This is a genomic window from Pseudoxanthomonas indica, assembly GCF_900167565.1.
GTDB classification, from domain to species: domain Bacteria; phylum Pseudomonadota; class Gammaproteobacteria; order Xanthomonadales; family Xanthomonadaceae; genus Pseudoxanthomonas_A; species Pseudoxanthomonas_A indica.
In genome coordinates this window covers 1,218,355-1,244,846 of record NZ_FUZV01000002.1, presented here as the reverse complement: position 1 = coordinate 1,244,846, position 26,492 = coordinate 1,218,355, and the positions used below count along the sequence as shown (strand labels likewise).

General features: G+C 65.8%; 25 protein-coding genes. 13 read left to right on the top strand and 12 right to left on the bottom strand.

The genetic code is table 11. The features are described from left to right. Positions 1–38 precede the first annotated feature (38 nt). Both B5X78_RS16420 and B5X78_RS16415 read right to left on the bottom strand, forming a co-directional pair. Complete coding sequence (locus B5X78_RS16420) at positions 39–1,769, bottom strand: M1 family metallopeptidase (protein WP_139381604.1); 1,731 nt, start codon at positions 1,767–1,769, stop codon at positions 39–41. 88 nt (positions 1,770–1,857) lie between these two features. Beyond that, complete coding sequence (locus tag B5X78_RS16415) at positions 1,858–2,337, bottom strand: acetyltransferase (RefSeq protein ID WP_079725781.1); 480 nt, start codon at positions 2,335–2,337, stop codon at positions 1,858–1,860. 126 nt (positions 2,338–2,463) lie between these two features. Here B5X78_RS16415 and B5X78_RS16410 point away from each other — a divergent pair, with 126 nt between their 5' ends. Then, a complete protein-coding gene (locus B5X78_RS16410; RefSeq protein ID WP_176140890.1) occupies positions 2,464–3,594 on the top strand; it encodes a tetratricopeptide repeat protein in 1,131 nt (376 codons plus the stop codon). Positions 3,595–3,598: 4 nt separating this feature from the next. Here B5X78_RS16410 and B5X78_RS16405 read toward each other — a convergent pair whose 3' ends face one another. The 9 genes from B5X78_RS16405 to B5X78_RS16365 all read right to left on the bottom strand — a co-directional run bounded on the left by B5X78_RS16405 (position 3,599) and on the right by B5X78_RS16365 (position 13,434). Beyond that, complete coding sequence (locus B5X78_RS16405; protein WP_079725777.1) at positions 3,599–3,955, bottom strand: hypothetical protein; 357 nt, start codon at positions 3,953–3,955, stop codon at positions 3,599–3,601. Positions 3,956–4,032: 77 nt separating this feature from the next. Further along, a complete protein-coding gene (locus B5X78_RS16400; protein ID WP_229730754.1) occupies positions 4,033–4,716 on the bottom strand; it encodes a hypothetical protein in 684 nt (227 codons plus the stop codon). 69 nt (positions 4,717–4,785) lie between these two features. Continuing rightward, positions 4,786–5,052, bottom strand: a complete 267-nt coding sequence (locus B5X78_RS16395) for a DksA/TraR family C4-type zinc finger protein (protein WP_079725773.1) — start codon at positions 5,050–5,052, stop codon at positions 4,786–4,788. 34 nt (positions 5,053–5,086) lie between these two features. Then, positions 5,087–6,013, bottom strand: coding sequence for a M14 family metallopeptidase (locus tag B5X78_RS16390; protein ID WP_079725771.1), 927 nt, complete (start codon positions 6,011–6,013; stop codon positions 5,087–5,089). A 55-nt stretch (positions 6,014–6,068) separates the two neighbouring features. After that, entirely contained in the window at positions 6,069–6,983 is a 915-nt protein-coding gene (locus B5X78_RS16385) for a VOC family protein (RefSeq protein WP_079725769.1), read from the bottom strand. A gap of 118 nt (positions 6,984–7,101) precedes the next feature. Beyond that, complete coding sequence (locus B5X78_RS16380; protein WP_079725767.1) at positions 7,102–8,013, bottom strand: VOC family protein; 912 nt, start codon at positions 8,011–8,013, stop codon at positions 7,102–7,104. Between the two features lie 118 nt (positions 8,014–8,131). Then, entirely contained in the window at positions 8,132–11,722 is a 3,591-nt protein-coding gene (locus tag B5X78_RS16375; protein ID WP_079725766.1) for a methylmalonyl-CoA mutase family protein, read from the bottom strand. 153 nt (positions 11,723–11,875) lie between these two features. Continuing rightward, positions 11,876–12,751, bottom strand: coding sequence for an alpha/beta hydrolase (locus tag B5X78_RS16370; protein WP_229730753.1), 876 nt, complete (start codon positions 12,749–12,751; stop codon positions 11,876–11,878). A 74-nt stretch (positions 12,752–12,825) separates the two neighbouring features. Next, complete coding sequence (locus B5X78_RS16365) at positions 12,826–13,434, bottom strand: TetR/AcrR family transcriptional regulator (RefSeq protein ID WP_079725764.1); 609 nt, start codon at positions 13,432–13,434, stop codon at positions 12,826–12,828. Between the two features lie 205 nt (positions 13,435–13,639). Here B5X78_RS16365 and B5X78_RS16360 point away from each other — a divergent pair, with 205 nt between their 5' ends. From B5X78_RS16360 to B5X78_RS16310, 12 genes are all read left to right on the top strand, one after another. After that, the gene (locus B5X78_RS16360; protein WP_079726239.1) at positions 13,640–14,740 is read left to right on the top strand and encodes a Glu/Leu/Phe/Val dehydrogenase dimerization domain-containing protein; all 1,101 of its coding nucleotides are present in this window, start codon (positions 13,640–13,642) and stop codon (positions 14,738–14,740) included. Positions 14,741–14,876: 136 nt separating this feature from the next. Next, complete coding sequence (locus B5X78_RS16355) at positions 14,877–15,605, top strand: carbonic anhydrase (protein WP_079725762.1); 729 nt, start codon at positions 14,877–14,879, stop codon at positions 15,603–15,605. Positions 15,606–15,722: 117 nt separating this feature from the next. Continuing rightward, a complete protein-coding gene (locus B5X78_RS16350; RefSeq protein WP_079726238.1) occupies positions 15,723–16,880 on the top strand; it encodes an isovaleryl-CoA dehydrogenase in 1,158 nt (385 codons plus the stop codon). A gap of 226 nt (positions 16,881–17,106) precedes the next feature. Continuing rightward, complete coding sequence (locus tag B5X78_RS16345) at positions 17,107–18,282, top strand: thiolase family protein (RefSeq protein ID WP_079725760.1); 1,176 nt, start codon at positions 17,107–17,109, stop codon at positions 18,280–18,282. A gap of 210 nt (positions 18,283–18,492) precedes the next feature. After that, complete coding sequence (locus B5X78_RS16340) at positions 18,493–18,852, top strand: hypothetical protein (RefSeq protein ID WP_079725758.1); 360 nt, start codon at positions 18,493–18,495, stop codon at positions 18,850–18,852. A 193-nt stretch (positions 18,853–19,045) separates the two neighbouring features. Next, positions 19,046–19,411, top strand: coding sequence for a hypothetical protein (locus B5X78_RS18675; RefSeq protein WP_079725756.1), 366 nt, complete (start codon positions 19,046–19,048; stop codon positions 19,409–19,411). Positions 19,412–19,544: 133 nt separating this feature from the next. Further along, a complete protein-coding gene (locus B5X78_RS18515) occupies positions 19,545–21,152 on the top strand; it encodes a carboxyl transferase domain-containing protein (protein ID WP_139381602.1) in 1,608 nt (535 codons plus the stop codon). Further along, a complete protein-coding gene (locus B5X78_RS16330) occupies positions 21,149–21,901 on the top strand; it encodes an SDR family oxidoreductase (RefSeq protein WP_217698685.1) in 753 nt (250 codons plus the stop codon). The genes B5X78_RS18515 and B5X78_RS16330 overlap by 4 nt, the downstream gene beginning before the upstream one ends. 149 nt (positions 21,902–22,050) lie before the next feature. After that, positions 22,051–22,650, top strand: coding sequence for a bactofilin family protein (locus B5X78_RS16325; protein ID WP_079725752.1), 600 nt, complete (start codon positions 22,051–22,053; stop codon positions 22,648–22,650). Continuing rightward, on the top strand, positions 22,647–23,021 hold the full coding sequence (locus B5X78_RS16320) for a hypothetical protein (RefSeq protein ID WP_079725750.1): 375 nt from the start codon (positions 22,647–22,649) through the stop codon (positions 23,019–23,021). Before B5X78_RS16325 ends, B5X78_RS16320 begins: the two co-directional genes overlap by 4 nt. Positions 23,022–23,072: 51 nt before the next feature. Further along, complete coding sequence (locus tag B5X78_RS16315; RefSeq protein WP_079725748.1) at positions 23,073–24,767, top strand: molecular chaperone HscC; 1,695 nt, start codon at positions 23,073–23,075, stop codon at positions 24,765–24,767. A 39-nt stretch (positions 24,768–24,806) separates the two neighbouring features. Beyond that, a complete protein-coding gene (locus B5X78_RS16310) occupies positions 24,807–26,225 on the top strand; it encodes a J domain-containing protein (protein ID WP_079725746.1) in 1,419 nt (472 codons plus the stop codon). A 13-nt stretch (positions 26,226–26,238) separates the two neighbouring features. Here the strand turns inward: B5X78_RS16310 and B5X78_RS16305 are convergent, their stop codons facing one another. Then, positions 26,239–26,490 carry a DUF6587 family protein gene (locus tag B5X78_RS16305; protein WP_079725744.1) on the bottom strand — a complete coding sequence of 84 codons (252 nt, stop codon included), beginning with the start codon at positions 26,488–26,490 and terminating at the stop codon, positions 26,239–26,241. Positions 26,491–26,492: the final 2 nt, after the last annotated feature.

Sequence of the window (26,492 nt, the reverse complement as noted above, 5' to 3'; positions counted from 1 at the left end):
ATGGTCCAGCGGCAGGCGTGCCCCGGGGGCCGCGGGCGTTACTTCTTCCTGGCGCTCTCGGCGGCCTGTCGGCGCGCTTCGGCATCGCGCTGGAACGCCTCGATGTGCGGCAGCCTCTGCAGCAGCTTGGAATGCGGGTCCAGGGTGTAGGTTTCGCCGGCGGCGAGCGCCAGGTGACCCTGTCCGCCACTCATCGCCACGGTACGGATGGGGCCGTCGTTGCCGCCCACGCGCACGTCCACCGGCAGCGGGAAAGGCAAGGCGTCCGGCGTCTTCCAGCGCAGGCTCAGGCCGGTGGCGTCACGCTCGGCCAGCAGTTCCGGCAAGGCGGCGCGGTACAGGTAGACGTCGAAGAACCAGCCGTAATCCTTGCCGGTGACCTGGCGGACAATGTCGATGTAGTCGCGCGTGGACACATAGCGCGGCTTGAACTGACCCGGCTTGGGCGTGTCGGTGCCGTAGACGGCGCGGCGGATGCTGGCGAAGAACGCCTCATCGCCGATCAGGCTGCGCAGGCTGTGCAGCATCAGCGAGCCCTTGTAATAGATGTCCAGGCCCGGGCCATGCTCGCGGTTGTACACCGCCTCCTCGGTCTGCGACTTGCCCGAGACGATCGGGAACTTGTTGGCCAGCGCGGCGCGCTGATCCAGCAGCGCGGCGTGGTACTCCATGTCCCCGCGCAGGTACTGCAGATACAGCGGCTGCATGTAACTGCCAAACCCTTCGTGCAGCCACATGTCGTCCCAATCGGTGTTGGTCAGCTGGTTGCCGAACCACTCGTGGGCGAACTCGTGCTGCAGCAGCCAGTCGTAGCCGTACTTGTCCTTCTTGTAGTCGTTGCCGTAGGCGTTGATGGTCTGGTGTTCCATGCCCAGGTGCGGGGTTTCCACCACGCCCATCTTCTCGTCGCCGAACGGATACGGCCCGATGTTGCGTTCGAAGAAATCCAGCACCTGCGGAAATTCGGCAAACAGTTCGCGCGCCTGCTGCTCACGCCCACGCAGGTGCCAGAAGCGCAGCGGGATCGTGTTGCCGAAACGGCTGTGGTACTCGCCCTTCATTTCCTCGTACGGACCAATGTTCAGCGCAATGGCGTAGGTATTGGGGTCGCGCGTGCGCCAGTGCCAGGTACGCCAGCCGTCTTTTTCCTGCATGCCCATGGCCACGCCATTGCCGGCGGCCACCAATGGCGCCGGCACCGTGATGTGCTGGTCCACCAGCAGCGGTTCGCCTTGCGGGTGATCGATGCAGGGCCAGAACAGATCGCAGCCCTCGCCCTGTACGGCCGAGGCAATCCAGGGTTCGCCGCTCGGTGCCTTGGCCCAGACGAAGCCGCCATCCCACGGCGCGCGCGTGGCCACGTGCGGCTGGCCGGCATAGACGATGCGCAGCTTGACGACCTGGCCGCTCGCCACCGGCTTGGGCAGGTCCACGCTCATCTTGCCTTCGGGATTGCGCCAGCCGCCGGTGGCCACGGCCTGGCCATCCACTTCGACCCGGCTGACCTGGTAATTGCGATCCAGATCGACGACCAGCTTCGACAGCGCTGCGCTGGCGCGGAAGGTCAAGGTGGCGTCGCCTTCCAGCCGCTTGCTGTCCGGCAGCACCTTGAAGCCCAGGTCGGCATGTTCGAAGACCACCGCAGCCTGTTCTGGCGTGCGCGGCACGCCGGTGTCCTCGGTCATCGCGGTCAGGGCCGGCTGTTCGGCGTGGGCCGAAACGGCGGCGCAAGCCAGGCCAAGGGCAAGAACCAGACGGGTCATCTTCATGGACGGACTAACTCCAGGCGCGTGCGCCGGCTGCGGACGAAGGCCGGATCATGGCATCCGGGCGCCAGCCCGGTCACCCCAACCATGGTCATGCCTGTGTCCGGAATAGATGCGGTTCGGGCGACTGCCCGGTGGCCAGACGCAGGTGCAGCAGAGGAAACGGCTTGCCCAGGCCATCGCGCTCCGAGCGCCCTGCCTGCACGAAGCCCATGCGCAGGTAGAAAGCGAGCGCAGCCGGGTTCTGTTCGTTGACGTCCACGCTGTGCGCGCCCGCCTGCGCCATCGCGTGCTGCAGCAGCGCGCGGCCAACACCGCGTCCGTGACGGGCAGGATCGACGAACAGCATCTCCACCTTGCCGTGCTCGACACCCACGAAGCCCAGCAGCTGCCCTTCGTCATCGCGCGCCACCCGCAACCAGGGCGCGGCCGGCAAATACCCGCCCTGCACCAGCGGACGGAACATCTGGATATCCGACTCGGCGAGGAAATGGTGGGTCGCGCGCACGGCGGCTTCCCAAATGGCGGTCAGGCGTTCGTAGTCTTGCGGGCGGGCGGGCTCGATCTGCATGGCGCGCATTATGGCCGGCACCGACGGGCCAGGAGCGCTGACCGGCGGCGTGCCGATTCACCCCGGCGGCCGCGGAAAGGCATAGACTCGGGGCGACCGTTCTTGGCCGCAGGCGTGGAGGGTCGTATGGCCACCTGGTTGATTGCCCTTGCTCTGGCCCTGGCGCCAACGCCGCCCATCGCGGCCGTGGAAGTCATCGCGCCCCCACCTTCGCCGGAAGAAATCCTCGCCGTTCCTCCGCCGATGCATTCGCATCTCCAGCACTGGCTGGATCAGACGCAGGCCGACGCCAAGCTGCGGCCGGAAGAAAAGCTGGAACGCCTGGTGGCCTTCCTGTTCGACAACGAACGCGGCCTGGGCCTGACCTATCAATACGACGCCAACCACACGGTCGAGCAGGTCTACGCCACGCGGCGGGTCAACTGTCTCAGCTTCACCCTGACGGTGATTGCGCTGGCGCGCGACATTGGCCTGAATGCCTACGCGCAGGAAATCGAGGACGTGCTGACCTGGTTCCAGGAAGGCAACACCGTCTATCGCAACAACCACGTCAATGCCGGCATCCGCATACGCAGCCAGCGTTTCAGCGTGGACGTGGCCTGGGATGAGGTGATTACCCGCCAGCAACCCAAGGAAATTTCCGACACCCATCTGTTCGCGCTGTTCTACAGCAACCGCGCCGTGGCCCTGCTGGGCAAGGGCCAGATCGAGGGCGCGCGCGCCTACATGGCGCGGGCGCTGGCGCTGGATCAGGCCTACGCGCCGATCTGGAACAACCTGGGCGTGCTGCACCTGCGCCAGGGTGACAACGCCGAAGCCGAACGCGATTACCAACGCGCGCTGGCGGTCGACAGCGCGCATTCGCCGGCGTTGTTCAACCTGTCTTCGCTATACACCCGGACCGGGCGGCTGGCCGAAGCCAAGCCCCTGCAGAAGCAGCTGGAACAGATCCGCGCGCGCGACCCCTTCGATCAATTCCTGCTGGCGCTGGATGCCGAACGCAAGGGCGAGTACGCGGCGGCGGTGACTTACTACCAGCGCGCCATCCGCCTGTATGACGGAGAGCATCGGTTCTATCAGGGATTGGCGCGTGCCTACCTGCATATGGGCGATTCGCGGCGCGCCGGCCGCGCGCTTGCGCACGCGCAACGCCTGACCGAAGGCGCGCAGAAGGCGCAGTACCAGGCCAAGCTCGAGCGTCTGCGATCGCGCGAGATTGAGGGCCAGCGCCTGTTCGGTGCGGACCCGCGGCGCTAGCCGCTCAGCCGCCGTCGACCAGGCCCAGCGGCTTGCCGGTGGCGCAGTCCACCCGCAGCCACTGCCCCGCGCGCGCCTCGTAGGCGCCGGCCGGCAGCTGGTAGTCGCCCCAGCCATCGCGGGATTGCTGCAATACCAGGCGCAGCTGGCTGCGCGGATCGATCAGGGGGTTGCGACACCCCTCGCCGGCGCGCGGCGCGCGCAGGCTGCCATCGGCATCGGCGACCTGGAACTGCACCGGCACATCGGTCGCGGGCTGCAGGCTGGCGCTGGCGCCAGGGGCGCTGGCGCAGGCGGCCAGACTCAACGGCATGGCGATCAGCAGGCCGTACCGGGCACGGCGGAAGGCGGTAGTCGGCATGGGCGATCTCGTGGTGGTGGTTGCCTGAGCTTACGGCGGATGCAGTGCCCAGCGGACAGGACCGCTGCGACGGTCTGTCAGCGCGCGCTGATCAATTGCAGGCCGCCCACGTCCAGCCGGTACTCGAAGTTCTGCTGCATCTGCCCATGCGGCGAATGCGGCTCACCGTAGTTGGCCCCCACCACCAGCGTATGCCGCCCGCGCGGCAGTGGCTTGAGCATCAGCCAATAGCCATCGGCAGCCGCCAGGCGCGACTGCTCGTCGCCCTCGCGCATGCGGAAGCAACCTTCGCTGCGCACCCGATGCAGCCGCAGATCGCCCAGCGGCTGGCCATCCAGCACCACGACCGCGCTGGCCAGCTGATCATTGTTGAGGGCCGCATAGGCCTGAAGTTCGCCGCAGGGCTGGGTGCGGTTGCGTCCCTGCAGGTAGATCATGTTGATCACCGGCACCAGCAGGTGGGTGTTCTCCGGCACGATGCAGTGGCGTGACGCGGTGAAACTGCCGTCGGTACCGGCCAGAAACCAGACCGGTCCGTCCTGGCCCAGGTCGCAGAAGCGGCCATCGGGATCTCGGTACGGTTCGATGGGCTGCGTTTCCGCCCAGCGCCACCAGCGCTCGGTCCAGTGGCCCAGGCTCACGCCGTCCACCGCGCCGCGGGTGAATGCGACTTGCTGGTCGAGCGGGTCCCGCTTGCCGGCATCCACGGCCCGCGCCGCGCCCACGCCGAACACCACCGTGGCGCCGAGCAAGGCGGCCATCACCTGAGATCTCATCGCATCCCCTTCCCTGTCATCACCCCGATTCGCGGACGGCGCGATGCCCCCCGCTCAACGCAGCTGACTGTCCTTGCTGCCACGGCGATTGTAAAGCGCGCCGGCTTCCCCGGCCTGGTCGGCGGCTTCCTGGCAGGCGATGCACAGGCGCACCCCGGGCACGGCGCGCTGACGCGCCAGCGGAATCGGCGCGTCGCATTCCTCGCAACGGCTCAGGCTGGGCCCGCGATGCAGGTTACGGCGCGCGCGCGCAATGCCGTCGTTGACGGTGGCGTCAATCTGTTCCTGCTCCGCGCCGTCTTTTGCCCAGCCTGTGGCCATGTCGTGTGCTCCCGCCGCTACTGCCGGATTGTCCTCAGGGATGCGTCAAGGCGTAGTCAATCGCGGCGCGCACGGCTGCCACCTGGGCATCGTTGCACTGCGCCGGCGTGGCGTGGGCGCTGTCCGGATAGACCTCGGTGGTGGTGGTGTAGCGCGCATCGGTGACGCGTGCGCACAGACCCAGCTTCTTCAGCGGGTACTGGATCACGCCGTGTGCGACCACCGGCGAGCCGATGATCTCGTTGTTGTCGTCGGCCGGCGCAATGTGGGTGACCTGCTCCACCGCCGCGATGACGGCGCGCTGGAAGTCCGGCTGCGGATGCTCGGAGTCATCGACCAGGTAAAAACCATCGGGAATCTCGCCCGGCTCATAGGGCTTGCCATCACGTGCCGCCAGTGCGGGACGGAATTCGGATTCGTCGGTATCGGTGGTCTCGTGCAGGTCGATGTGCATCAGCACCTGCTCGCGCACCGGCGCGACCAGCGCCATCAGCGCTGCCGACTCACCCGCCCGACTGTCCGCGCGGAAGGAACGATTGGGATCGATCGCATCCGGGTTCCAGCGATGGATGCGCTCGTACGCCCACGGACTGATGCAGGGGGCGACCAGCAGATTGGCGCGGCCGGTGTAGTCCTGGCCATGCTGGCGCAGGAACTGCAGCGCGCCATGCACGCCGCTGGTCTCGTAGCCGTGCACGCCGCCGGTGACCAGCATCACCGGCAGGTCGGCCTGCCAGTCACGCGTGCGCACGGCGAACAGCGGAAACCTGCCGTCGGCCTGGTAATCGAGCTCGCCGTACTGCTGTACGTCGAAGGTGCTGCGCAGGCCTTCGATCAGGCCAAGCACGTCGTCGGCGTAGCTGCGCTGGCGGACCTGGCTGGCCCGCCACTGCGCCTTGTCCGCGTCCGTCCAGGGCTGGCCGGGCGTGCCGATGGGATGGAATCGTTCGAGAGCCGTCATGTGCGCGTACTGGTGGGTTCCGGGACGCGCACTTTACCAGCCCGGCGGTGGCGATTCAGGCCTCCTGCACTGCTTCCTCCAGGGTGGCGATGTCGATCTTCTTCATCTTCAGCGCCGACTCCATGAGGCGGTCGATGCGGGCCCGGTCGCCCGACTTCATCACATCGTCGACCATCAACGGTGAAATCTGCCAGGACACGCCGAACTGGTCCTTGACCCAGCCGCACTGTTCCGACGCCGGTACGTGGGACAGGGCTTTCCAGTAGCGATCAATCTCGGCCTGGTCACGGCAATTGATCAGGAAGGACACCGCTTCGTTGAAACCGAAGCCATGCTCATAGGCACTGTCCGTCGCCGAGAACCAGTCGCCGTCGATCACGAAGTCGGTATACAACGCGGTGCCGGGCTTGTCGGGTGAGGAACCCTTGGGGTGCGGCGCGGTGTAGCCTTCGCGCGAATCGTCGAAGACCGAACGGTAGAACTGCGCCGCCTGCTCCGCCTTGCCGGCCACCTCGCCGGTGAACATCAGGCTGGGCATGATGAAAGGCCGCGGCTGTCCGGACGGATTGCCGAGCATCAACTGCCAGCACAGCCCGTAGCGATCCTGCACGAAGCCGTAGTACGGACTGAAGGGATACTCGCCGCGCTCCATCATCACCTTGCCACCCTGGGCCAACGCGTCCCAGGTGGCGTCGAGCTTCTCGCGCGCATGTTTGTCACGTACCGGATCGAAGTTGAGCATGAAGGAGATGGCGGGATTGAGCTTGAAGTAGGTGCCGGCGTTGATCGCCATGAACGGCTGGCCGGCCAGTTCGAACGAGACGATCAAGCCCTCGTCGGAATCCGACTCCTTGTAATCACCCGTCGAGGTGATGCGGGAGTCCGGAAGTATCGAACAATAGAACTCCGCGGCTTCGCGGGCTTCCTTGTCGTACCAGAGGTGCGGAATGATCGGTTGGGCAAGCGACATCGGATTCCTCCATGACAATGAACTGCGTGTCACCGCAGGATAAGCGCCGACGGTGGTGACGCGCTGGCCATTGGATCCCGCGCGCGCATGGCGATTGGTCCCCTGGTGTCGTCCTGCATCATTCGGCTGCGGCGGCCTGCAACTCGGCAATGTTGAACTTCTTCATCTTCAGGAACGCAGAGGTCACGCGATCGATTTTTGCCTGATCGCCCGACTGCATGATCTCCTCCATCAACAGCGGCGATATCTGCCAGGCCACACCGAACTGATCCTTGCACCAGCCGCATTGCTCGGCTTGCGGCACGTGTGACAGCGCCTGCCAATAGCGATCGATTTCCGCCTGATCACGGCAGGTCACCAGGAACGAAATCGCCTCGTTGAAAGCAAAGCCGTGCTCATGGCCGCTGTCCATGGCGACGAACCAGTCGTCATCCAGCGCGAAGTCCGAGTACATCACCGTACCTGCCTTGTCCGGCGAGGAACCTTCGGGATAGCGGGCCAACGTACCCGCCTGCGAGTCGTCGAACACCGAGCGCCAGTACTCGCCCGCCTGCTCCGCCTTGCCCACCACGTCACCGGTGAACAGCAACGAGGGCGTGATGAAGGGACGCGATGGGGCGTCAGGTTTGGCCAGGATCAACTGCCAGGACAGGCCGTAGCGATCCTGCACCCAGCCATAGCGCTGGCTGAAAGGGTACTCGCCGATGTCCATCAGGGCCTTGCCACCCTCGATGAGTTTCTCCCATGCGGCATCGAGGTTCTCGCGTGCGTGGGTATCCACGCGCGGATCGAAGTGCAGCATGAATGAGATCGCGGGATTGAACTTGAAATGCGGGCCGGCGCTGATCGCCATGAACGGATGGCCCGCCAGCGTGAACGACACCACGTCGCAGTCGCCGGAAGGCGTGCCGCTAATCGTGGTCACCGAGGTGACCCCCGAGTTGGGGAACAGGGAGCAGTAGAAATCCGCCGCCTCGCGGGCTTCCTTGTCGTACCACAGGTGCGGGGTGATGGGCTGGACCAGGGACATGGCGTTCCTCCTCGTGGAAAGGTCTGTTTACCCTTCGACGAATAAGGTCGCGTGAAATCGACACGCCAACTGGTTCCCTCAAAAAGAAAGCCCCGCGGATGCGGGGCTTCTCGTCGACTTACATATTGCGTCGGTACTCACCGCCCACGTCATACAGCGCGTGGCTGATCTGCCCCAGGCTGTGCGTCTTCACCGCTTCGACCAGCGCCACGAACACATTGCGCCGATCCCGCGCCGCCTTCTGCAGGTAGGCCAGGCCGTGGCCATCGTGCACTTCTTCCTCGGCATGCTCTTCCAGCGCGGCCGAATGGCCATGGTCGGTCTCGCCTTCCGGCGCCAGCGCGTTGCGCGAGGCCTGCCAGCCGCGGACATTGGCGATCTGCTGGCTCTTTTCTTCCTCGGTGGATCGAATGAGCTCGATCTCGGTGGCGATCTCGCCGCCGTGCTCGCGCGGCAGGAAGGTGTTGACGCCCACCAGCGGCAGGCTGCCGTCGTGCTTCTTGTGCTCGTAGTACAGCGACTCTTCCTGGATCTTGCCGCGCTGGTACATGGTGTCCATCGCGCCGAGTACGCCGCCACGATCGCTGATCGCCTCGAACTCCTTGTACACCGCTTCTTCCACCAGGTCGGTCAGCTGCTCCACCGCAAAACTGCCCTGCCAGGGATTCTCGTTGAAGTTGAGCCCCAGCTCCTTGTTGATGATCATCTGGATGGCTACGGCGCGGCGCACGCTTTCTTCGGTCGGCGTGGTGATCGCTTCGTCGTAGGCGTTGGTGTGCAGGCTGTTGCAGTTGTCGAACAGCGCGTACAAGGCCTGCAGCGTGGTGCGGATGTCGTTGAACTGGATTTCCTGCGCGTGCAGCGAGCGGCCGGAGGTCTGGATGTGGTACTTCATCATCTGGCTGCGTTCGTTGGCGCCATAGCGCTCGCGCATGGCGCGCGCCCAGATGCGCCGGGCGACCCGGCCAATCACCGTGTACTCCGGGTCCATGCCGTTGCTGAAGAAGAACGACAGGTTGGGCGCGAAGTCGTCCACCTTCATGCCGCGCGCCAGGTAGTACTCGACGATGGTGAAGCCATTGGACAGAGTGAAGGCCAGCTGCGAAATCGGGTTCGCGCCGGCTTCGGCGATGTGGTAGCCCGAAATCGACACCGAATAGAAATTGCGTACGCCGTTATCGACAAAGTACTGCTGGATGTCGCCCATCATCCGCAGCGCGAACTCGGTGCTGAAGATGCAGGTGTTCTGCGCCTGGTCTTCCTTGAGGATGTCGGCCTGCACGGTGCCGCGCACCGTTTTCAGTGTCTCGGACTTGATCCGCGAGTAGGTGTCTTCGTCGACCAGCTGATCACCGGTCACGCCGAGCAGGCCCAGCCCCAGCCCGTTGTTGGTGGCCGGCAGCTCGCCGCCGTAGCGCGGACGCTCGCGTCCGTGGAACAGTTCGTCGATGCGCTGCTGCGCCGCCGCCCAGCGGGCGTCATCGGCCTTCAGGTATTTTTCCACCTGCTGGTCGATGGCGGTGTTCATGAACATCGCCAGGATGATCGGCGCCGGACCATTGATGGTCATCGACACCGACGTGGTCGGCGCGCACAGGTCGAAGCCGGAGTACAGCTTCTTCATGTCATCCAACGTGGGGATGTTGACGCCGGAGTTGCCGATCTTGCCGTAGATGTCGGGGCGCGGCGCCGGGTCTTCGCCGTACAGGGTGACGCTGTCGAAGGCCGTGGACAGGCGCGCGGCCGGTTGACCGACGCTCAGGTAGTGGAAGCGGCGGTTGGTGCGTTCCGGCGTGCCTTCGCCAGCGAACATGCGGATCGGATCCTCGCCGGTGCGACGATACGGATACACGCCGCCGGTGTAGGGATAGCTGCCCGGCAGGTTCTCCTTCTGCAGGAACACCAGCAGCTCGCCCCAGCTGCGGTACTTCGGCGCGGCGATCTTGGGGATCTTCTGGTGGCTGAGGGATTCGCGGTAGTTCTCGATGCGGATGGTCTTGCCGCGCACTTCGTACTCGTTGACCTCGTCGGTCACTTCCTTCAGGCGCGCCGGCCATTCACGCAGCAGTTTGAGCGCCTCGCTGGAAAGCGATTGCACCGCATCGTTGTAGCGCTGGCGCAGGATCAGCACGGACCGATCAGCCACTGCCCCTTCCCCCGCCTGCGGGAGAAGGGTGTGTTCGCCGGCGTATAAATCCAGGGCCTTTGGCAGCGCCGGATCTTCCAGCTCGCTCAACGCCTGCCACAGGCTCTGCGCACGGCTGGCCACTTCCGACTCGCTTTCGATACGGCGATTGATGCCGCGGCCCTGCTCCGCAATCTCGGCCAGATAACGCACGCGCGCGCCGGGAATCAGCACGGTGGCGCGCGGTTCCTTGAGCGTGGTGTCGATGTCCGGCGTCCACTTGCTGGCCGGCAGCTGCAGCTTCTCGCGCAGCAGGCGGCACAGGTTGGCGAACATCCAGCTCACGCCCGGATCATTGAACTGGCTGGCGATGGTCGGATAGACCGGGACGTCTTCGTCCTTGGTCTGGAACGCCACCCGGTTGCGCTTCCATTGCTTGCGCACGTCGCGCAGGGCGTCTTCGGCGCCGCGCTTGTCGTACTTGTTCAGCACCACCAGTTCGGCGAAGTCGATCATGTCGATCTTCTCCAGCTGGCTGGCCGCGCCGTAGTCGCTGGTCATCACGTACATGGGGAAATCGACCAGGTCGACGATTTCCGAGTCGCTCTGGCCGATGCCGGCGGTCTCGACAATGATCAGGTCAAAGGCCAGCGAGGCCAGATAGCCGATGCAATCCTTGAGCACGGCGTTGGTGGCCACGTTCTGCCGACGCGTCGCCATCGAGCGCATGTACACGCGGTCACTGCGCAAGGAGTTCATGCGGATGCGATCACCCAGCAGCGCGCCGCCGGTACGGCGACGGGTCGGGTCGACCGAGATCACCGCCACCCGCATGCGCGGGAAGTTCGCCAGAAAGCGATTCAACAGTTCGTCGGTGACCGAGGACTTGCCGGCACCGCCGGTGCCGGTGATGCCGATGACCGGCGTGGTGCGCGAACGCGGCGCCGGAAACGGCGTCGGGAACGGCGACGCAGCCGTTGCCCATTGCTTGCGCAGCTTTTCCAGTTCCTGCTCGGAATACTCGCCGTCCTCGATGGCCGAGAGCACCCGGCCGATGGCGGCTTCGTCGCGGTGGGTGACGTCGCCCTTGCCTGCCGGCGAGGCGGCGATATGGCGGTGCGAATCCGCACGCGCGCTCTGCGCACGCGCCACCACGTCTTCGATCATTTCCACCAGCCCCATCTTCATGCCGTCATTGGGGTGGTAGATGCGTTCGACGCCATAGGCCTGCAGCTCGGCGATTTCTTCGGGGGTGATGGTGCCGCCGCCGCCGCCGAACACGCGGATGTGGTCGGCGCCGCGTTCCTTGAGCATGTCCACCATGTACTTGAAGTACTCGACATGGCCACCCTGGTAACTGGACAGCGCGATGCCATCGGCGTCTTCCTGCAGCGCGGCGCGGACGACGTCTTCGACGCTACGGTTGTGGCCCAGGTGGACCACTTCGGCGCCCTGGCCCTGAATCAGCCGGCGCATGATGTTGATCGCCGCGTCATGGCCGTCGAACAGGCTGGCCGCAGTGACGAAACGCAGCGGCGAAACATCCGCCTGTGCTGCAGGAAATTGGGAAGCCGGTTTGCTCATTCGCGCCCTCACCCACGATTGCTTGCAAGAAGCGGGATTGTAGCGCGCCGCACACTTTGGCTTGATCGCGGTCACTGCCGGGCGCAGGCAGTGCGCACGCACGCGCACCCTACGGCGGCGTGCGGTGACGACAAACCGCAGGGATTTCCCTGTTCAGGCGAAGCCGAACGGCAAGTTGGGCGAGGACACGACCCGCTCGCCGACCGGCGTGCCGCCCAGGAAAGAGAGACTTTGCGCCAGCACCGACGGATCGCTGAGCACCCGGTTGTGGCCCAGCCCCTGCGTGCTCAGCAGTGTCGCCGCCGGCCAGTAACGGGCGTAGCGCTCGCCTTCGCACCAGGGCACTTCGCGATCTTCCAGATCGTGTACCACCAGCGCACGGCCGGCGATGCGCGACGCGCTGCGGTGGACCTGCAGATCATCGACATCGATGCCGGTCAGGGCTTCGAAGTCTTCGAACAAGCGCGCCGACAGGTGCCCGGGCAGGCCAACAAAACCACCAAAGCGCCGCGCCGCATCCAGCGGATCACCGGCGGGTGCAATCAGCACGGTGTGATCGCAGCGCATGCCGCGCGAGAGCGCGATCATCGCCGCCGCGCCGCCCAGTGAATGCGCCACCAGCACCGAGGCGCCGCCGTAATGATCGGTGACCCGCGCCAGTACATCGGCAAACAGCGGCAAGGTCGCGCGACAACCCGTGCTGCGGCCATGCGCGATCTGATCAAACGTCACCACCGCATAGCCCGCGCGGCGCAGCGGCGCCACCCAGGCGGCCATCTGCAGGCCGTGGCCCGACCAGCCATGCGCCAGCACCGCCAGCGGCTGTCGATCAACATCGCCCCAGCGATAGCAGGTCACCTGCTCGTGACCATAGGCCAGGCTTTCAACGCTGGCCCCCGCCAGTTCGGCCGTGTGGGCCTTGAAGCGGCCTCCGGGCATCGGCGTGCCAAACAATCGGAAAGCCCGCTGCAGTGTCGCGCCCGGCATCAGCCAGGCACCAATCGCGAAGCTGGAGCGAAGCAGGGACAACTTCCAATTTTTACGAACGGTCGTGCTTTTTTGTGGCAAAGAGACAGCGGCCATGGCGGAACTCCCGAACAGGCTCAGGGGGACGAGGGGGTATGCGAAGCGAACAAGTGATCCAGCGCGCGCCGGGCCATCGACTCGGCATGCTCGGGATCGTAAAGGCGTGCGTTGTGCAGGCCTTCGGTCAGGGCGAACAACTGGAACGACACCAGCATGGCGTCAGTGTGGGCGGCGAACTCGCCTGCATCGATGCACTGCTGCACGGAACGGGCAACGGCTTTGCGCCATTCCTGCAGCCAGCCGACGATGCGATCCCGCATCAGGCCGGGGCGTGCGTCGTACTCGCCGGCCGCGCCCAGCATGACGCAGCCATCGGGGTTGGCCAGCACCCAGTCGTACCAGCCTTCCATGATGGCGCGCAGGCGCGGCAGGCCGCGCGGCTGCTTGAGCGCCGGCAGCATCACGGTCTGGGTGAAACGTTCGGCCGTCCACTCCAATACGGTGAGCTGCAGGTCTTCGCGAGACCCGAAATGGGCGAACACGCCACTCTTGGACATGCCGGCGGCGCTGGCCAGATCGCCGATGGACAGACCTTCCAGGCCCTGTCGGCAGGCAATGCCGTAGGCGCGCTCGACGATCATCTCGCGCGTGGCCAGACCCTTGGTGGTGGCGGCAGTGGGGCTCATGGCGGATAGAAATAGCACGACCGTTCTTTTATCCGCAAGTGCCTGCCTGCGCCCTTCCCGCCCCCGGCTTGCCGCCGATCGACTAAAATGTCGGCCTGCGACGACCACGGCCTGCCGGAAACGTCGCTTTTTTGTTTTTTGCGACAACCACATACAGCCACGCCGGCGAGCAGCCAACGGTCCCCACGCCGTACCGGAGCCCATGATGATTTTCGAAACCCTCGATACGTCCGGCCATGAGCAGGTCGTGTTTTGCCACAACCCCGACGCGGGCCTGAAGGCGATCATCGCCGTGCACAGCACCGTCCTGGGTCCGGCCCTGGGTGGCGTGCGCATGCGGCCCTACGCCGACACGCAGACCGCGCTGACCGATGCGCTGCGTTTGAGCCGCACCATGACCTACAAGAACGCCCTGGCCGGATTGAACGTCGGCGGCGGCAAGGCGGTGCTGATTGGCGACAGCAGCCAGGACAAATCGGAAGTGCTGTTCCGTGCCTTTGGTCGTTACGTCGATTCGCTGGGTGGTCGCTACATCACCGCCGAAGACGTCGGCACCGACGTCAACGACATGGAAAACGTCTACCGCGAAACCGAGTATGTGGTGGGCGTGCACCAGGTGCATGGCGGTTCGGGCGATCCGGCTCCGTTCACCGCTTACGGCGCGCTGCAAGGCCTGATGGCGACCTTGAACCGCAAGTTCGGCAACGAGGAAATCGGCAAGTACAGCTTTGCCGTGCAGGGCCTGGGCCATATCGGCATGGAGTATGTGAAGCTGCTGAAGGAACGTGGCGCCAAGTTGTTCGTCAGCGATCTCAATCCCAAGCTGGTGGAACACGCGGTGGAGGAATACGGCGCCGAAGCGGTCAAGCCAGACGAGATCTACGACCTGCCGGTGGATGTGTTCTCGCCCTGCGCGCTGGAATACGCCATCAATGCCGAGACGCTGCCGCGCCTGAAGGCCAAGGTGATCTGCGGCACCGCCAACAATCAGATGTCGCACGTGACCGGCGTGGAAGCGGCCAAGCGCGGGATCCTGTATGCGCCCGACTACGCGGTCAATGCCGGCGGCGTGATCAACGTGTCGCTGGAAATCGACGGCTACAACCGCGAACGCGCCATGCGCATGATGCGCACCATCTACCACACCGTCGGCAAGATCTTCGACCTGGCCGAACGCGAGAACATCGCCCCGCAGTACGCAGCCGATCAGATTGCCGAAAAGCGCATCGCCGCCATCGGCAAACTCAAGCTGCCGCTCGGCCGCACGGCGCCGCGTTTCATGGGCCATCTGCGCGGCGAGCGCTGACTGATATGCGCCGCTTGCGCGGCGCCATTCGTCTGTGAGTCATGGGCGGTTCTCCCCGCCCGTGATGCCAGCTTCTACGATTCCTGGAGGCATCCCCGCGGGTGCCGGCATCCCCCACTTTTCAGGAATCTTCGCCATGTCTGCCAATCTGCGCACCCGCGCATTCCTTCTGCTCGTCACTGCATCGGCAGCCCTGCCGGCCCTGGCGGGCGAGCCGCACAAAGGTCTGGACTACACCCATCAGGAAAGCTGGAAGGGCGTGCTGGACCACGCGCAGTCACCCGTCGACATCGTCACCCGCAGTGCCTTGCCGGCCGATCGCAAGGATGCCGGCGCGTTGCTGATTGCAAGTCGCCCCAGTGCCGGCGTGGTCGAGGACAACGGCCACGCGGTGCAGGTCAATACCGACGAAGCCGAAGCGGTCATCCGCGGTCGCCATTTCCGCCTGACCCAGTTCCACTTCCATTCGCCCAGTGAGCACACGCTCGACGGCAAGACGGCGCCATTGGAAGGCCATTTCGTTTTCCGCGCCCAGGATGGACGGCTGGCGGTGGTGGGCGTGATGTTCCAGGAAGGTGCCGACAACCCTGATATCGCTCCCGTGCTGGAACAACTGCGCCGCCCGGAACATTTCGGCCAGGCCGAGATTGACATCGCCCGCCTGCTGCCCGCTGACAAGAGCTACTACCATTACCTGGGCTCGCTGACCACGCCGCCGTTGACCGAGAACGTGGAGTGGTACGTGCTGTCCAAGCCGGTGTCGCTGGGCGCGAACCAGCTCAAGGAGCTGCATGATCGGCACCCGCACAACAACCGCCAGCGCCAGCCCATGAATGATCGTCCGCTGGTGTATTTCCAGGACTGAGCGGTTCCATCGCGCACATGCGATGTTGCAGTGCAGGCCGTCGGCAACGGCCTGCACCGCTACACTACCGCCACGACGTCGCCGCCTGCGCCGTCGCCCTCCGGAGATCAGTCGTCCATGCGCAGTTTTTCCCTCGGCGAAGAAATCGACGCCTTGCGCGACGCCGTGCGTCGCTTTGCCGATAGCGAAATCGCCCCGCGCGCCGCGCAGATCGACCATGACAATGCCTTCCCGCAGGACTTGTGGCCCAAGCTCGGCGAAATGGGCCTGCTCGGCCTGACCGTGCCGGAGGAGTTTGGCGGCAGCGGCATGAGTTACCTGGCGCACCTGGTCGCGATGGAGGAGATTTCGCGCGCGTCCGGTTCGGTCGGCCTGAGCTACGGCGCGCATTCCAACCTCTGCGTGTCCAACCTGTATCTCAACGGCAACGACGAGCAGCGCCGCAAATACCTGCCCAAGCTGTGCAGCGGCGAATGGAAGGGCGCGCTGGCGATGAGCGAACCGGGTGCCGGCTCGGACGTGGTGGGATCGATGGGCTGCCGCGCCGAACTTCGCGATGGCGTCTGGGTCGCCAACGGCAACAAGATGTGGATCACCAACGGGCCGGAAGCGGACGTGCTCATCGTCTACATGCGCACCGCCGGCAAGGACGCAGGCAGCCGTTGCATGACCGCTTTCCTGATCGAGCGCGGCATGAAGGGCTTCTCCACCGCGCAGAAGCTGGACAAGCTGGGCATGCGCGGAAGCAACACCTGCGAACTGGTGTTCGAGGACTGCGAGATTCCCACCGCGAACGTGCTGGGCGAAGTGCATCAGGGCGTGCGTGTGCTGATGAGCGGCCTGAACACCGAACGGCTGGTGCTGAGCGGCGGTCCCATCGGCCTGATGCAGGCGGCCGTCGACGTCACCCTGCCCTACGTGCGCGAGCGCAAGCAGTTTGACGCCCCCATCGGCACCTTCGGCCTGATGCAGGGCAAGGTGGCCGACATGTACACGGCGTTGCAGTCCAGCCGCGCCTTTGCCTATCAAGTCGCCCGCGACTACGACGCCGGCCATTCCTCGCGCGCCGCGGCCGCAGGCTGCCTGCTGCATGCCTCCGAGGCGGCGGTGCAGGTCACCCTGGAAGCCATCCAGGCGCTGGGTGGCAACGGTTACATCAACGAGTTCGAGACCGGCCGGCTGTTGCGCGATGCCAAGCTTTACGCCATTGGCGCCGGTACCAACGAAATCCGCCGCATGCTGATTGGCCGCGAGCTGTTCGACGGTCGCGGTTGATTCCACGCTCGGCACCCTGCCCCCGCAACGCCGCAGGCTGACTCCTAAAAGGCGACTACCCCTTGGCAAGGGGGCGATTCGCGCCAGCGAAGGGGGATGGGAAGGGCGACGCGGGGCCCAAGGTTTGCTACGCAAACTTCGGGGAATTGTCCAGGCGCCGCATGGACAAGTTGCTGCACCGCAGCGCGAAGCCGATAATCGGCCCATTCCTCAAGAGGTCCGCTCCATGTCCGACATCGTCATTGCCGCCGCCAAGCGCACCGCCATCGGCTCGTTCCTGGGCCAGTTCACCGGCGTACCCACCCCTACCCTGGGCGCCGCCGCCATCAGCGCCGCCCTGGCGCAGTCGGGCGTGGCAGCCGACGAGGTCACCGAAGTGATCATGGGCTGCGTGCTGCCGGCCAACCTGGGTCAGGCGCCCGCACGCCAGGCGGCTCTGGCCGCCGGCCTGCCCAATGCCGTCGGTTGCACCACCATCAACAAGGTCTGCGGTTCGGGCATGAAGGCCATCATGCTGGGCCATGACCTGATCAAGGCCGGTTCGGCCAGCATCGTGGTGGCCGGTGGCATGGAATCGATGACCAATGCCCCGCACATGATCCCCAACTCCCGCACCGGCAACCGTTATGGCGGCTTCCAGGCCGTCGACCACATGGCGTGGGATGGCCTGACCAATCCCTACGACGGCCAGGCCATGGGTGTGTTTGCCGAGGCCACGGTGGCCAAGTACGGCTTCACCCGCGAGGAGCAGGACGCCTACTCCATCGAATCGGTCAAGCGCGCCCAGGCCGCGCAGCAGTCGGGCGCCTTCGCCGACGAAATCGTCCCGGTCACCGTCTCCACCCGCAAGGGCGACGTGGAGGTCAGCACCGACGAGCAGCCGGGCAAGTCCGACCTGGCCAAGATTCCCACCCTCAAGCCGGCGTTCAAGAAGGACGGCACGGTCACCGCTGCCAGCTCGTCGAGCATTTCCGACGGCGCCGCCGCCACCGTCCTGCTCAGTGCCGAAGAAGCCGCCCGCCGCGGCGTGCAGCCGCTGGCCCGCATCGTCGGCCACGCGACTTTCTCGCAGGCGCCGGAATGGTTCACCACCTCGCCGGTAAGCGCCATCGACAAGTTGCTCAAGCAGGTCGGCTGGACGGTGGATCAGGTGGACCTGTTCGAGGTCAACGAAGCGTTTGCCGTGGTGGCCATGGCGCCAATCAAGGACCTGGGCATCCCGCACGAGAAGCTCAACGTCAACGGCGGCGCCTGCGCGCTGGGCCACCCGATTGGCGCCTCCGGCGCACGCCTGGTGGTCACCCTGGTCAACGCTTTGCGCACGCGCGGCCTGAAGCGCGGAATTGCCTCGCTCTGCATCGGCGGCGGCGAAGCCACGGCCATCGCCATCGAGCTGGTTTAAGCGCCGGCAGGCTGTGTGCCTGCCGCGTCAAATGCGGTTTTTCCATAGCGTTTCCCATGCCTTGGCATGGGACCGCTCGGACCGGCCGGGTGGGTTTAACGCATGATTGACAAAAATTACCCAACGACCGCTTGACAGCCGTAACTGGCTTGTCATCATGTTGCAGGCGCGCAATTGCGCGTTGCCTAACTAACGACGAGGAAATGCAACATGACCATGAACAAGGCTCTGATCGCGCTGGCCCTGGCTGCTGCCCTGGCTGCGTGCTCGAACCAGGAGCAGGCTGCTGACGCCGCTGCCGACGCTAACGCCGCTGCCACCGAAGCCCAGGCTGCCGCTGACGCCGCCGCTGCTTCCGGCACCGCGACCGCCGACGCCGCCCAGCAGTCGGCTGACGCCGCTGCCACCGCCGCTGACGCTGCTGCCACCGCCGCCACCGACGCTGCCGCTGCTGGCACCGCCGGCGCTGCCGACGCTGCTGCTGACTCGGCTGCCAAGGCTGCCGACGCTGCTTCGGAAGCTGCCGACGCTGCCAAGGACGCTGCTCCGGCCGAAGAAGCCAAGAAGTAATAACTTCCTGGCGCTTCACAGCGTTAAAATTGAAAAAGCCGCCGGTTCATCGGCGGCTTTTTCTGTATCCGCCGTATCGCTTCTGCTGCCGCTTTCGTCGTAACCGACTCCCGGGCATGCGCACCGATCGCTGGCTTAGCCGGCAAGGACGCTCACCCGCTTTGCTCACCATCATCCAAACTGGGGATTACTCATGAAGACCAAGTTCACCATCGTGCTGGCCGCCGCCGTCCTGGCCCTGAGCGCCTGCAACAAGAGCGAAACCGCCGACCAGGCAGCGACCGACGCTGCTGCTGCCGCCGACCAGGCTGCCGCTGCCACCACCGACGCTGCCGCCGCCACCGCTGACGCCGCCTCGGCTGCCGGCGACGCCGCTGCTGCCGCCGCCAACGACGCTGCTGCTGCCACCGCCGACGCTGCTGACGCGACCGCCGCCGCCACCGCCGACGCTGCTGCCACTGCCGCTGCCGCCACCGCCGACGCTGCCCAGGCCACCGCCGACAAGGCTGCCGAAGTGGCCGACAAGGCTGAAGCCAAGGCTGAAGAAGTCAAGAAGTAATCCCGACGCGCAAGCGCTGGAGAGCAGGGCCCGCGCAAGCGGGCCTTGTTTTTTGCAGCGCGGAAAGTTTGGCGCGCTCCGGCCTTTGTGTTCTGATGCCGCTTCCATTGACGCAGGCAACCGCTTTCCACGCATGTCCGCCATCACTTCGCAGTTGGACCCTCGCTCCCAGGAATTCCTCGACAACGTTGCCTTTCACCGCGCCCTGGTGGAAGAACTGGATCGCCGCCTGGCACGCGCTGCGGATGGCGGTGGCGAGAAGGCGCGCAGCAAGCACACCGAACGCGGCAAACTGCTGGCGCGTGATCGCGTCACCGCCCTGCTCGACCCGGGCTCGCCTTTCCTGGAAATCGCGCCGCTGGCAGCCGAGGACATGTATGGCGGCGCCGCGCCGGCCGCCGGCATGGTCTGCGGAATCGGCCGCGTGATGGGCCAGGAAGTGGTGATCGTCGCCAACGATGCCACCGTCAAGGGCGGCACCTATTTCCCGATCACCATCAAGAAGCATCTGCGCGCGCAGGAGATCGCCCGCGAGAACAAGCTGCCCTGCGTCTACCTGGTCGATTCGGGCGGCGCTTTCCTGCCCTTGCAGGATGAAGTGTTTCCGGACAAGGAACACTTTGGCCGCATCTTCTACAACCAGGCGCGCCTGAGTGCGGAGAACCTGCCGCAAATCGCGGTGGTGATGGGCAGCTGCACCGCCGGCGGCGCCTATGTGCCGGCGATGTGCGACGAGTCCATCATCGTGCGCGAGCAAGGCACCATCTTCCTGGGCGGCCCACCACTGGTGAAGGCCGCCACCGGCGAAGTCGTGGATGCCGAGGCGCTGGGCGGCGCCGACGTGCATACCAGCGTGTCGGGCGTGGCCGACCACTTCGCCGAAGACGATCGCGACGCCCTGCAGATTGCACGCCGCCTGATCGGCAACCTCAATCGCCGCAAGGTGCTGCCGGTGGCCGTGCGCGATGCGCGCGAACCGTTGTATCCCGCCGACGAGTTGTACGGCATCGTGCCCAAGGACACCCGTCGACCTTTCGACATCCGCGAAGTCATTGCCCGCCTGACCGACGGCAGTGAACTGGACGAGTTCAAGGCGCGCTACGGCAAGACCTTGATTACCGGCTTCGCCCATCTGCATGGCTATCCGGTCGGCATCGTCGCCAACAACGGCATCCTGTTTGCCGAGAGCGCACTCAAGGGCGCGCACTTCATCGAACTGTGCAACCAGCGCGGCATCCCGCTGGTGTTCCTGCAGAACATCACCGGCTTCATGGTCGGCCGCAAGTACGAGAACGCCGGCATCGCCAAGGACGGCGCCAAGATGGTGACCGCGGTGGCGTGTTCCTCGGTGCCCAAGTTCACCGTGGTGATTGGCGGCAGCTTTGGCGCCGGCAATTACGCCATGTGTGGTCGCGCCTATGGCGCGCGCTTCCTGTGGATGTGGCCCAACGCCCGCATCAGCGTGATGGGCGGCGAGCAGGCTGCCAGCGTGCTGGCCACGGTCAAGCGCGATGGCATCGAAGCCAGCGGCAGCGAATGGTCGGCCGCCGAGGAAGAGGCCTTCAAGGCGCCCATCCGCGAACAGTACGAAACCCAGGGCAGCCCGTGGTACGCCACCGCGCGCCTGTGGGACGACGGCATCATCGATCCGGCCGATACGCGCCGCGTGCTGGGCCTGGGTCTGTCGGCGTCGCTCAATGCGCCGATCGAACCGGCCCGGTTCGGCATCTTCCGGATGTGAGCTTGGCCAGCGTCCTGCTGATCACGGGCGGCGGTCGTGGCATCGGCGCGGCCACCGCACTGGAAGCCGCACGCCGCGGTTACGCAGTGGCAGTCAACTACCGCCGCAATGCGGCGGCGGCCGAGCAGGTGGTGACCGAGATTCGACTGGCCGGCGGACAAGCGGTGGCGGTAGCGGCCGACGTGGCGGTGGAGGCCGAAGTGGTCGCGCTGTTCGAGCAGGTCGACCGCACCCTCGGCCCCCTGACCGCACTGGTCAACAACGCCGGCATTCTGGAAACGCAGATGCGGTTGGAGTCCTTGGACGCCGCGCGCATCCAGCGCATCCTCGCCACCAACGTCACCGGCACCCTGCTCTGCTGCCGCGAAGCCGCGCGGCGCATGTCTACCCGCCATGGTGGCAAAGGTGGCGCTATCGTCAACGTCTCATCGGTGGCCGCGCGAACCGGTTCGCCGGGCGAGTACGTCGATTACGCCGCCTCCAAAGGCGCGGTCGATACGCTCACGATGGGCCTGGCGCAGGAACTGGCCGGCGAAGGCATCCGCGTCAATGCCGTGCGCCCGGGCTTCATCTACACCGACATGCATGCCGACGGCGGCGAACCGGGTCGGGTGGATCGGGTCAAGGCGTTCGTGCCGATGCAGCGTGGTGGCCAGCCCGAAGAGGTCGCGCGCGCGATCCTGTGGTTGCTCTCGGACGAATCCAGCTACACCACGGGCAGCTTCATCGACGTCGCCGGCGGCCGCTGACCTCTTCAGCAGCGTGATGACTGCCTGCACATTTTTCACTCGGTCGTGAACCGTCCGTCGGATCATGACGCGTCTGTCACCGATGTCACACTAAAAGCCGGCAAGCACGGCCATAGTCCGGGGCTCTTGTCCCCCGGAGTTGTTGTCGCATGTCCATCTGGAAAGATCCCGCCCCTGCCAAGCGTGACACCCCGCCGCCGCTGACTGATCCGTCGCCCGCCCCGGCCCGCGACGCAACTCCCGCCACCGCCGACTTCTCCCCGACGGTCACGCCCCCCGGCGTGCGTCCTGCCTCCCCTGCTCCCGCCACTGCCACGACGCCCGCCATGAATGAATCGCTGATTGCCGCCGACCTGACCATCGAAGGCAAGATTGAAGGCGCCGGCCATATCCGAATCGCCGGCAAGTTCAAGGGCGACGTCAACGTGCAGGGCGACCTCACCATCGAGACCGGCGCCAAGCTCAGTGGCGGCGTGCGCGCCAAGAAGGTGGTCATCGCCGGCGAGCTCGAAGGCAATATCGAATCGGCCGCCCGGGTCGAACTCCTCGCCTCCGGCGTGCTGGTGGGCGACGTCAAGGCCGGCTCGCTGACGGTGGCGGCCGGTTCACGCATGCGCGGCCAGGCCGAATTCGGTTGGGACGATGGCAAGGCCAGCGGCACCGGCAGCGGCAAGGGCAGCGCAGGCAGTTCGAGCAACACGAATTCCGACACCAGCGCCGCGGCCACCAGCGAGCCTGCCAAGGCATGAGCAATCCGCGTCCGGGCATGGCCGGTTCCACCCGGACCTGCCCGCACTGCAAGGCGACGATTCTGGAAAGCGCCAATGTCTGTCCGGCGTGTCGTCACCACTTGCGCTTCGACGAAGCGGCGGTGGTGGCGGCCCGCGCCGCCCAGACGCAAATCCCCTTGAAGGTGGAAGGCACCGTGCGCCACCCGGCCGACAGCGGGCCCTGGGAATATTCGGTGGTGCTGAGCGTGCGCAACGACCGCGGTGAGGAAGTCAGCCGCCAGGTGGTGGGCGTGGGCGCCATGCAACCCGGCGAGGAGCGCAGCTTCGTGCTGGCGGTGGAATTGGCTCCTGCGCGCGGCAAGGGATCGGCTGGCCGTACCCGCCACTGAGGCGCGCGCTCCACTTAGAATCGTGCCGACAGGGGACCAGCAGGAGGCTGGATGATTGTCGGCATCGATCTGGGCACCACGCACTCGCTGGTGGCCGTGTACGGGGAAAGCGGTCCGCAGTTGATTCCCAACGCGCTGGGCGAGCTGCTCACGCCGTCGGTGATCAGCGTGGACGAACATGGCACGGTGCTCGTCGGTCGCCCCGCCCAGGAGCGCTTGATCACCCAACCGCACAGGAGCGTGGGCAGCTTCAAGCGGTGGATGGGAACGAACCGGAGCACCCCGCTGGGCGAGCACCGCTTCCGCCCCGAAGAGTTGTCGGCCCTGGTGCTGCGCGCCTTGATCGCCGATGCCGAGGCGCATCTTGGCGACAAAGTCAGCGAAGCCGTGATCAGCGTGCCGGCCTACTTCGGCGATGCGCAACGCAAGGCCACGCGCGCGGCCGGCGAACTGGCCGGCATCCGTGTCGAGCGCCTGATCAACGAGCCCACCGCCGCCGCCATGTCCTATGGATTGCAGCAGCGCGACGGCGGCGGGCGCTTCCTGGTGTTCGACCTGGGCGGTGGCACCTTCGACGTGTCGATCCTGGAAATGTTCGACGGCGTCATGGAAGTGCATGCCAGTGCCGGCGACAACTTCCTGGGCGGCGAGGAGTTCCTGGATGCGGTGGAAACCCATTGCCTGCAGGCATGGGCACTGAAAGCCGAAGCGTTGCCTGCGGGTGAGCGGGCGCAACTGCGCCGGCGCCTGGAGCGGGCCAAGCGCCAGCTTTCCCAGTCGGGCGCCGGCGAGGTCAGCGTGGACGTGACGCTGGCCGGCGAACCGCGCCAGTGGCGCATGGACGAAGCCCGCTTCGCGCAGATCTGCGAACCGCTGGTGCAGCGTTTGCGCACGCCCCTGGAACGGGCGATGCGCGACGCCCGCCTGACGGCGGAACAGTTGGACGAAATCGTGCTGGTGGGCGGCGCCTCGCGCATGCCGCTGGCCGCGCGCCTGGTTTCGCGCATGTTCGGTCGCCTGCCCCTGCGCCATATCAACCCCGACGAAGCCATCGCGGTGGGGGCGGCCGTGGCCGCCGGCATGAAGGCGCGCAACGAGGCGCTGGAAGAAATCATCCTGACCGATGTCTGCCCGCATACGTTGGGGGTCGGCACCGTCCAGCAAGGCGCCAACGGGCACGTGCTGCAAGGCGTGTTCTCGCCCATCATCCACCGCAACAGCACGGTGCCGGTCAGTCGGGTGGAACGGTACCAGCCGATGCAGGATTTCCAACGCCAGGTGGAATTCGAGATCTTCCAGGGCGAAAGCCCGCGGGTGATCAACAACGTGCGCCTGGGCAGCATCAGCGTGGCCGTGCCGCCCAGGCCGGCGGCGGAGAATCCGGTCGATATCCGCTTCACTTATGACATCAACGGCCTGCTGCAAGTGGAGGCCACGGTGGTCGCCAGCGGTCTGACCCAGGAAGTGATCCTCGAGCAGAACCCGGGCCTGCTCAGCGCCAACGATATCCGTGAGCGCCTGGCCAGGCTGACCGCGCTGAAGGTCCACCCGCGCGATCAACAGGAAAACCTGAGCCTGGTCGCCCGCGCCGAACGCCTGTACGAGGAACTGCTGTGGGCGCGCGCGGATCTGCAGGAAGCGCTGACGCACTTCCGGGGCGCCTTGGAAACCCAGGATCCGCAGCTGATCCGCGAGCAACGCGGCCATTTTGCCGCGATGCTCGAGCAAATCGAGTCCCGCGCGTGATCCGGCCGTCCGTGACCCATGCCGTCGGAGGGAAGGTACATGGATCCGTTTGAGTTGCTGGGCCTGGAGGAAGATGCCGATCAAACGACCATCAAGCGTGCCTACGCGCGCCTGTTGAAGGTCACCCGACCCGACACCGATCCGGTCGGCTTCCAGCAACTGCACGAGGCCTATCAGTCGGCGTTGGAATACGCGCGCTGGCAGAACGTGCATGTAGCTGCACCGTCTGCCGATTCTCATGCCGATGCAGAGCAATCGCCCGCCATCGGGTTGTCGCCCGGCACAACCTCACCAATGCGGGAAGTGGCGGAGCCAACGGTCGCCACGCAGGTCAAGCAAGCGTTGGACAACCTGCTCATCCACGCCGACGACGTGCCGTCCACACAGGCGTTCGACTTCGACGCATTCTGCGATGAGGCCGATCAGCGCGCCGCCACCCAGACGCCTGCCGAAGTGAGCCGCTGGTTGCAGCAACACCCGGCGCTGTATCGAATGAGCCTGAAGCAGGATGTCGGCGCCGCTCTGTTTGCGCATTGGGACAGCGGTGACCAGGTGCTGCGCAATGATCGGCTGGCCGCCTTCAGCCAGTTTTTCGATATCGATGAAACTCATCTGCGCGAAAAGATGCGCGTGCGCTGGGCGGTGATCAATGACAGGACCGACGAGTTCGGTGAAGCGCATCCGCGCGTGGTCCGCCAGCTCAAGCGCCGGTTCTCCCTGCCGCAGGCGGTGCTGACCTCGCTGGTGCCCGGCATGGCCGTACGCATTGCGGCGCTGGGCCATCGGCTGATCGAGGCGGAGGGACAATTGTCGGTGCGGTTGCAGCCGCGGCAGTTCGAGTTCTTCGCGCAGTTGGCCGATCCGCGCTACGCCGGCCGCTGGCGTTGGCTGCCCATGCTGCTGCGTCCGCTGCTGCTGGGCGTGATCGCCGCGGTGGTGATTCCGTGGGCGGCGACCAAGCCCTTTGACCCGTTACAGGTGGGTGCGCTGACGGCTGGTGGGACGCTGGTAGTCGAGCTGGCCGCCTGGCTGCTGGCGTGGCTGCGCACGGAGCAAAGCCCGTCGCGCGGCTGGAGCGCGCATCTGTCCACCTTCCTGCCACTCTGGCTGGCCCTGCTGGCACTGCTGATCGATGCGGGCACGTCCGCCACCTTGCTGGCGGCGGTTCTGGCCAGCGTCGGCGCACTGGCGCATTGGCGGCGAGCGTTCGACGCCTTGCGCTTCATGCTCGGTGGATTGTGGATGTGGAGCATGGTGCCGCAGCTGGTCAGCCACCTGTCGCAATGGATCTGGGCGATGGCCTGCGTGCCGATCGGGTTGATCCTGTTCGATGCCTACTACGCTCACCAGCACGGCGTGCCCTTGCGCAACGCGGCGGGCAATCGCTGGACCACCATCGCCTCGTACGCATTCTTCATCAGCTGGCTGGCGTACCGGTTCCTGGGCACATCGCGCTGATCCGGTCGGCGCTTCAGGGTTTTGAGCTGGGTCCGCAGCCGTCACAGCTGCCACAGCCATCGTTGCCACCGCCGCGCGGTTGCGGCGCGATCCACTGGCCCAGCTTGCGCTGCCAGTCCGGCTTACCCTCGCGCAGCAGTGGCAAAGCCAGCGCCACCCGCAACTTGCGCACGGTGCCGGGGAACTGCTTCTTCGCCACCACCCACGCGCTGACCACCACCGCGAGCGCGATGACGGCGTACTGCAGGGCGAGCGAGGCGTCCATGC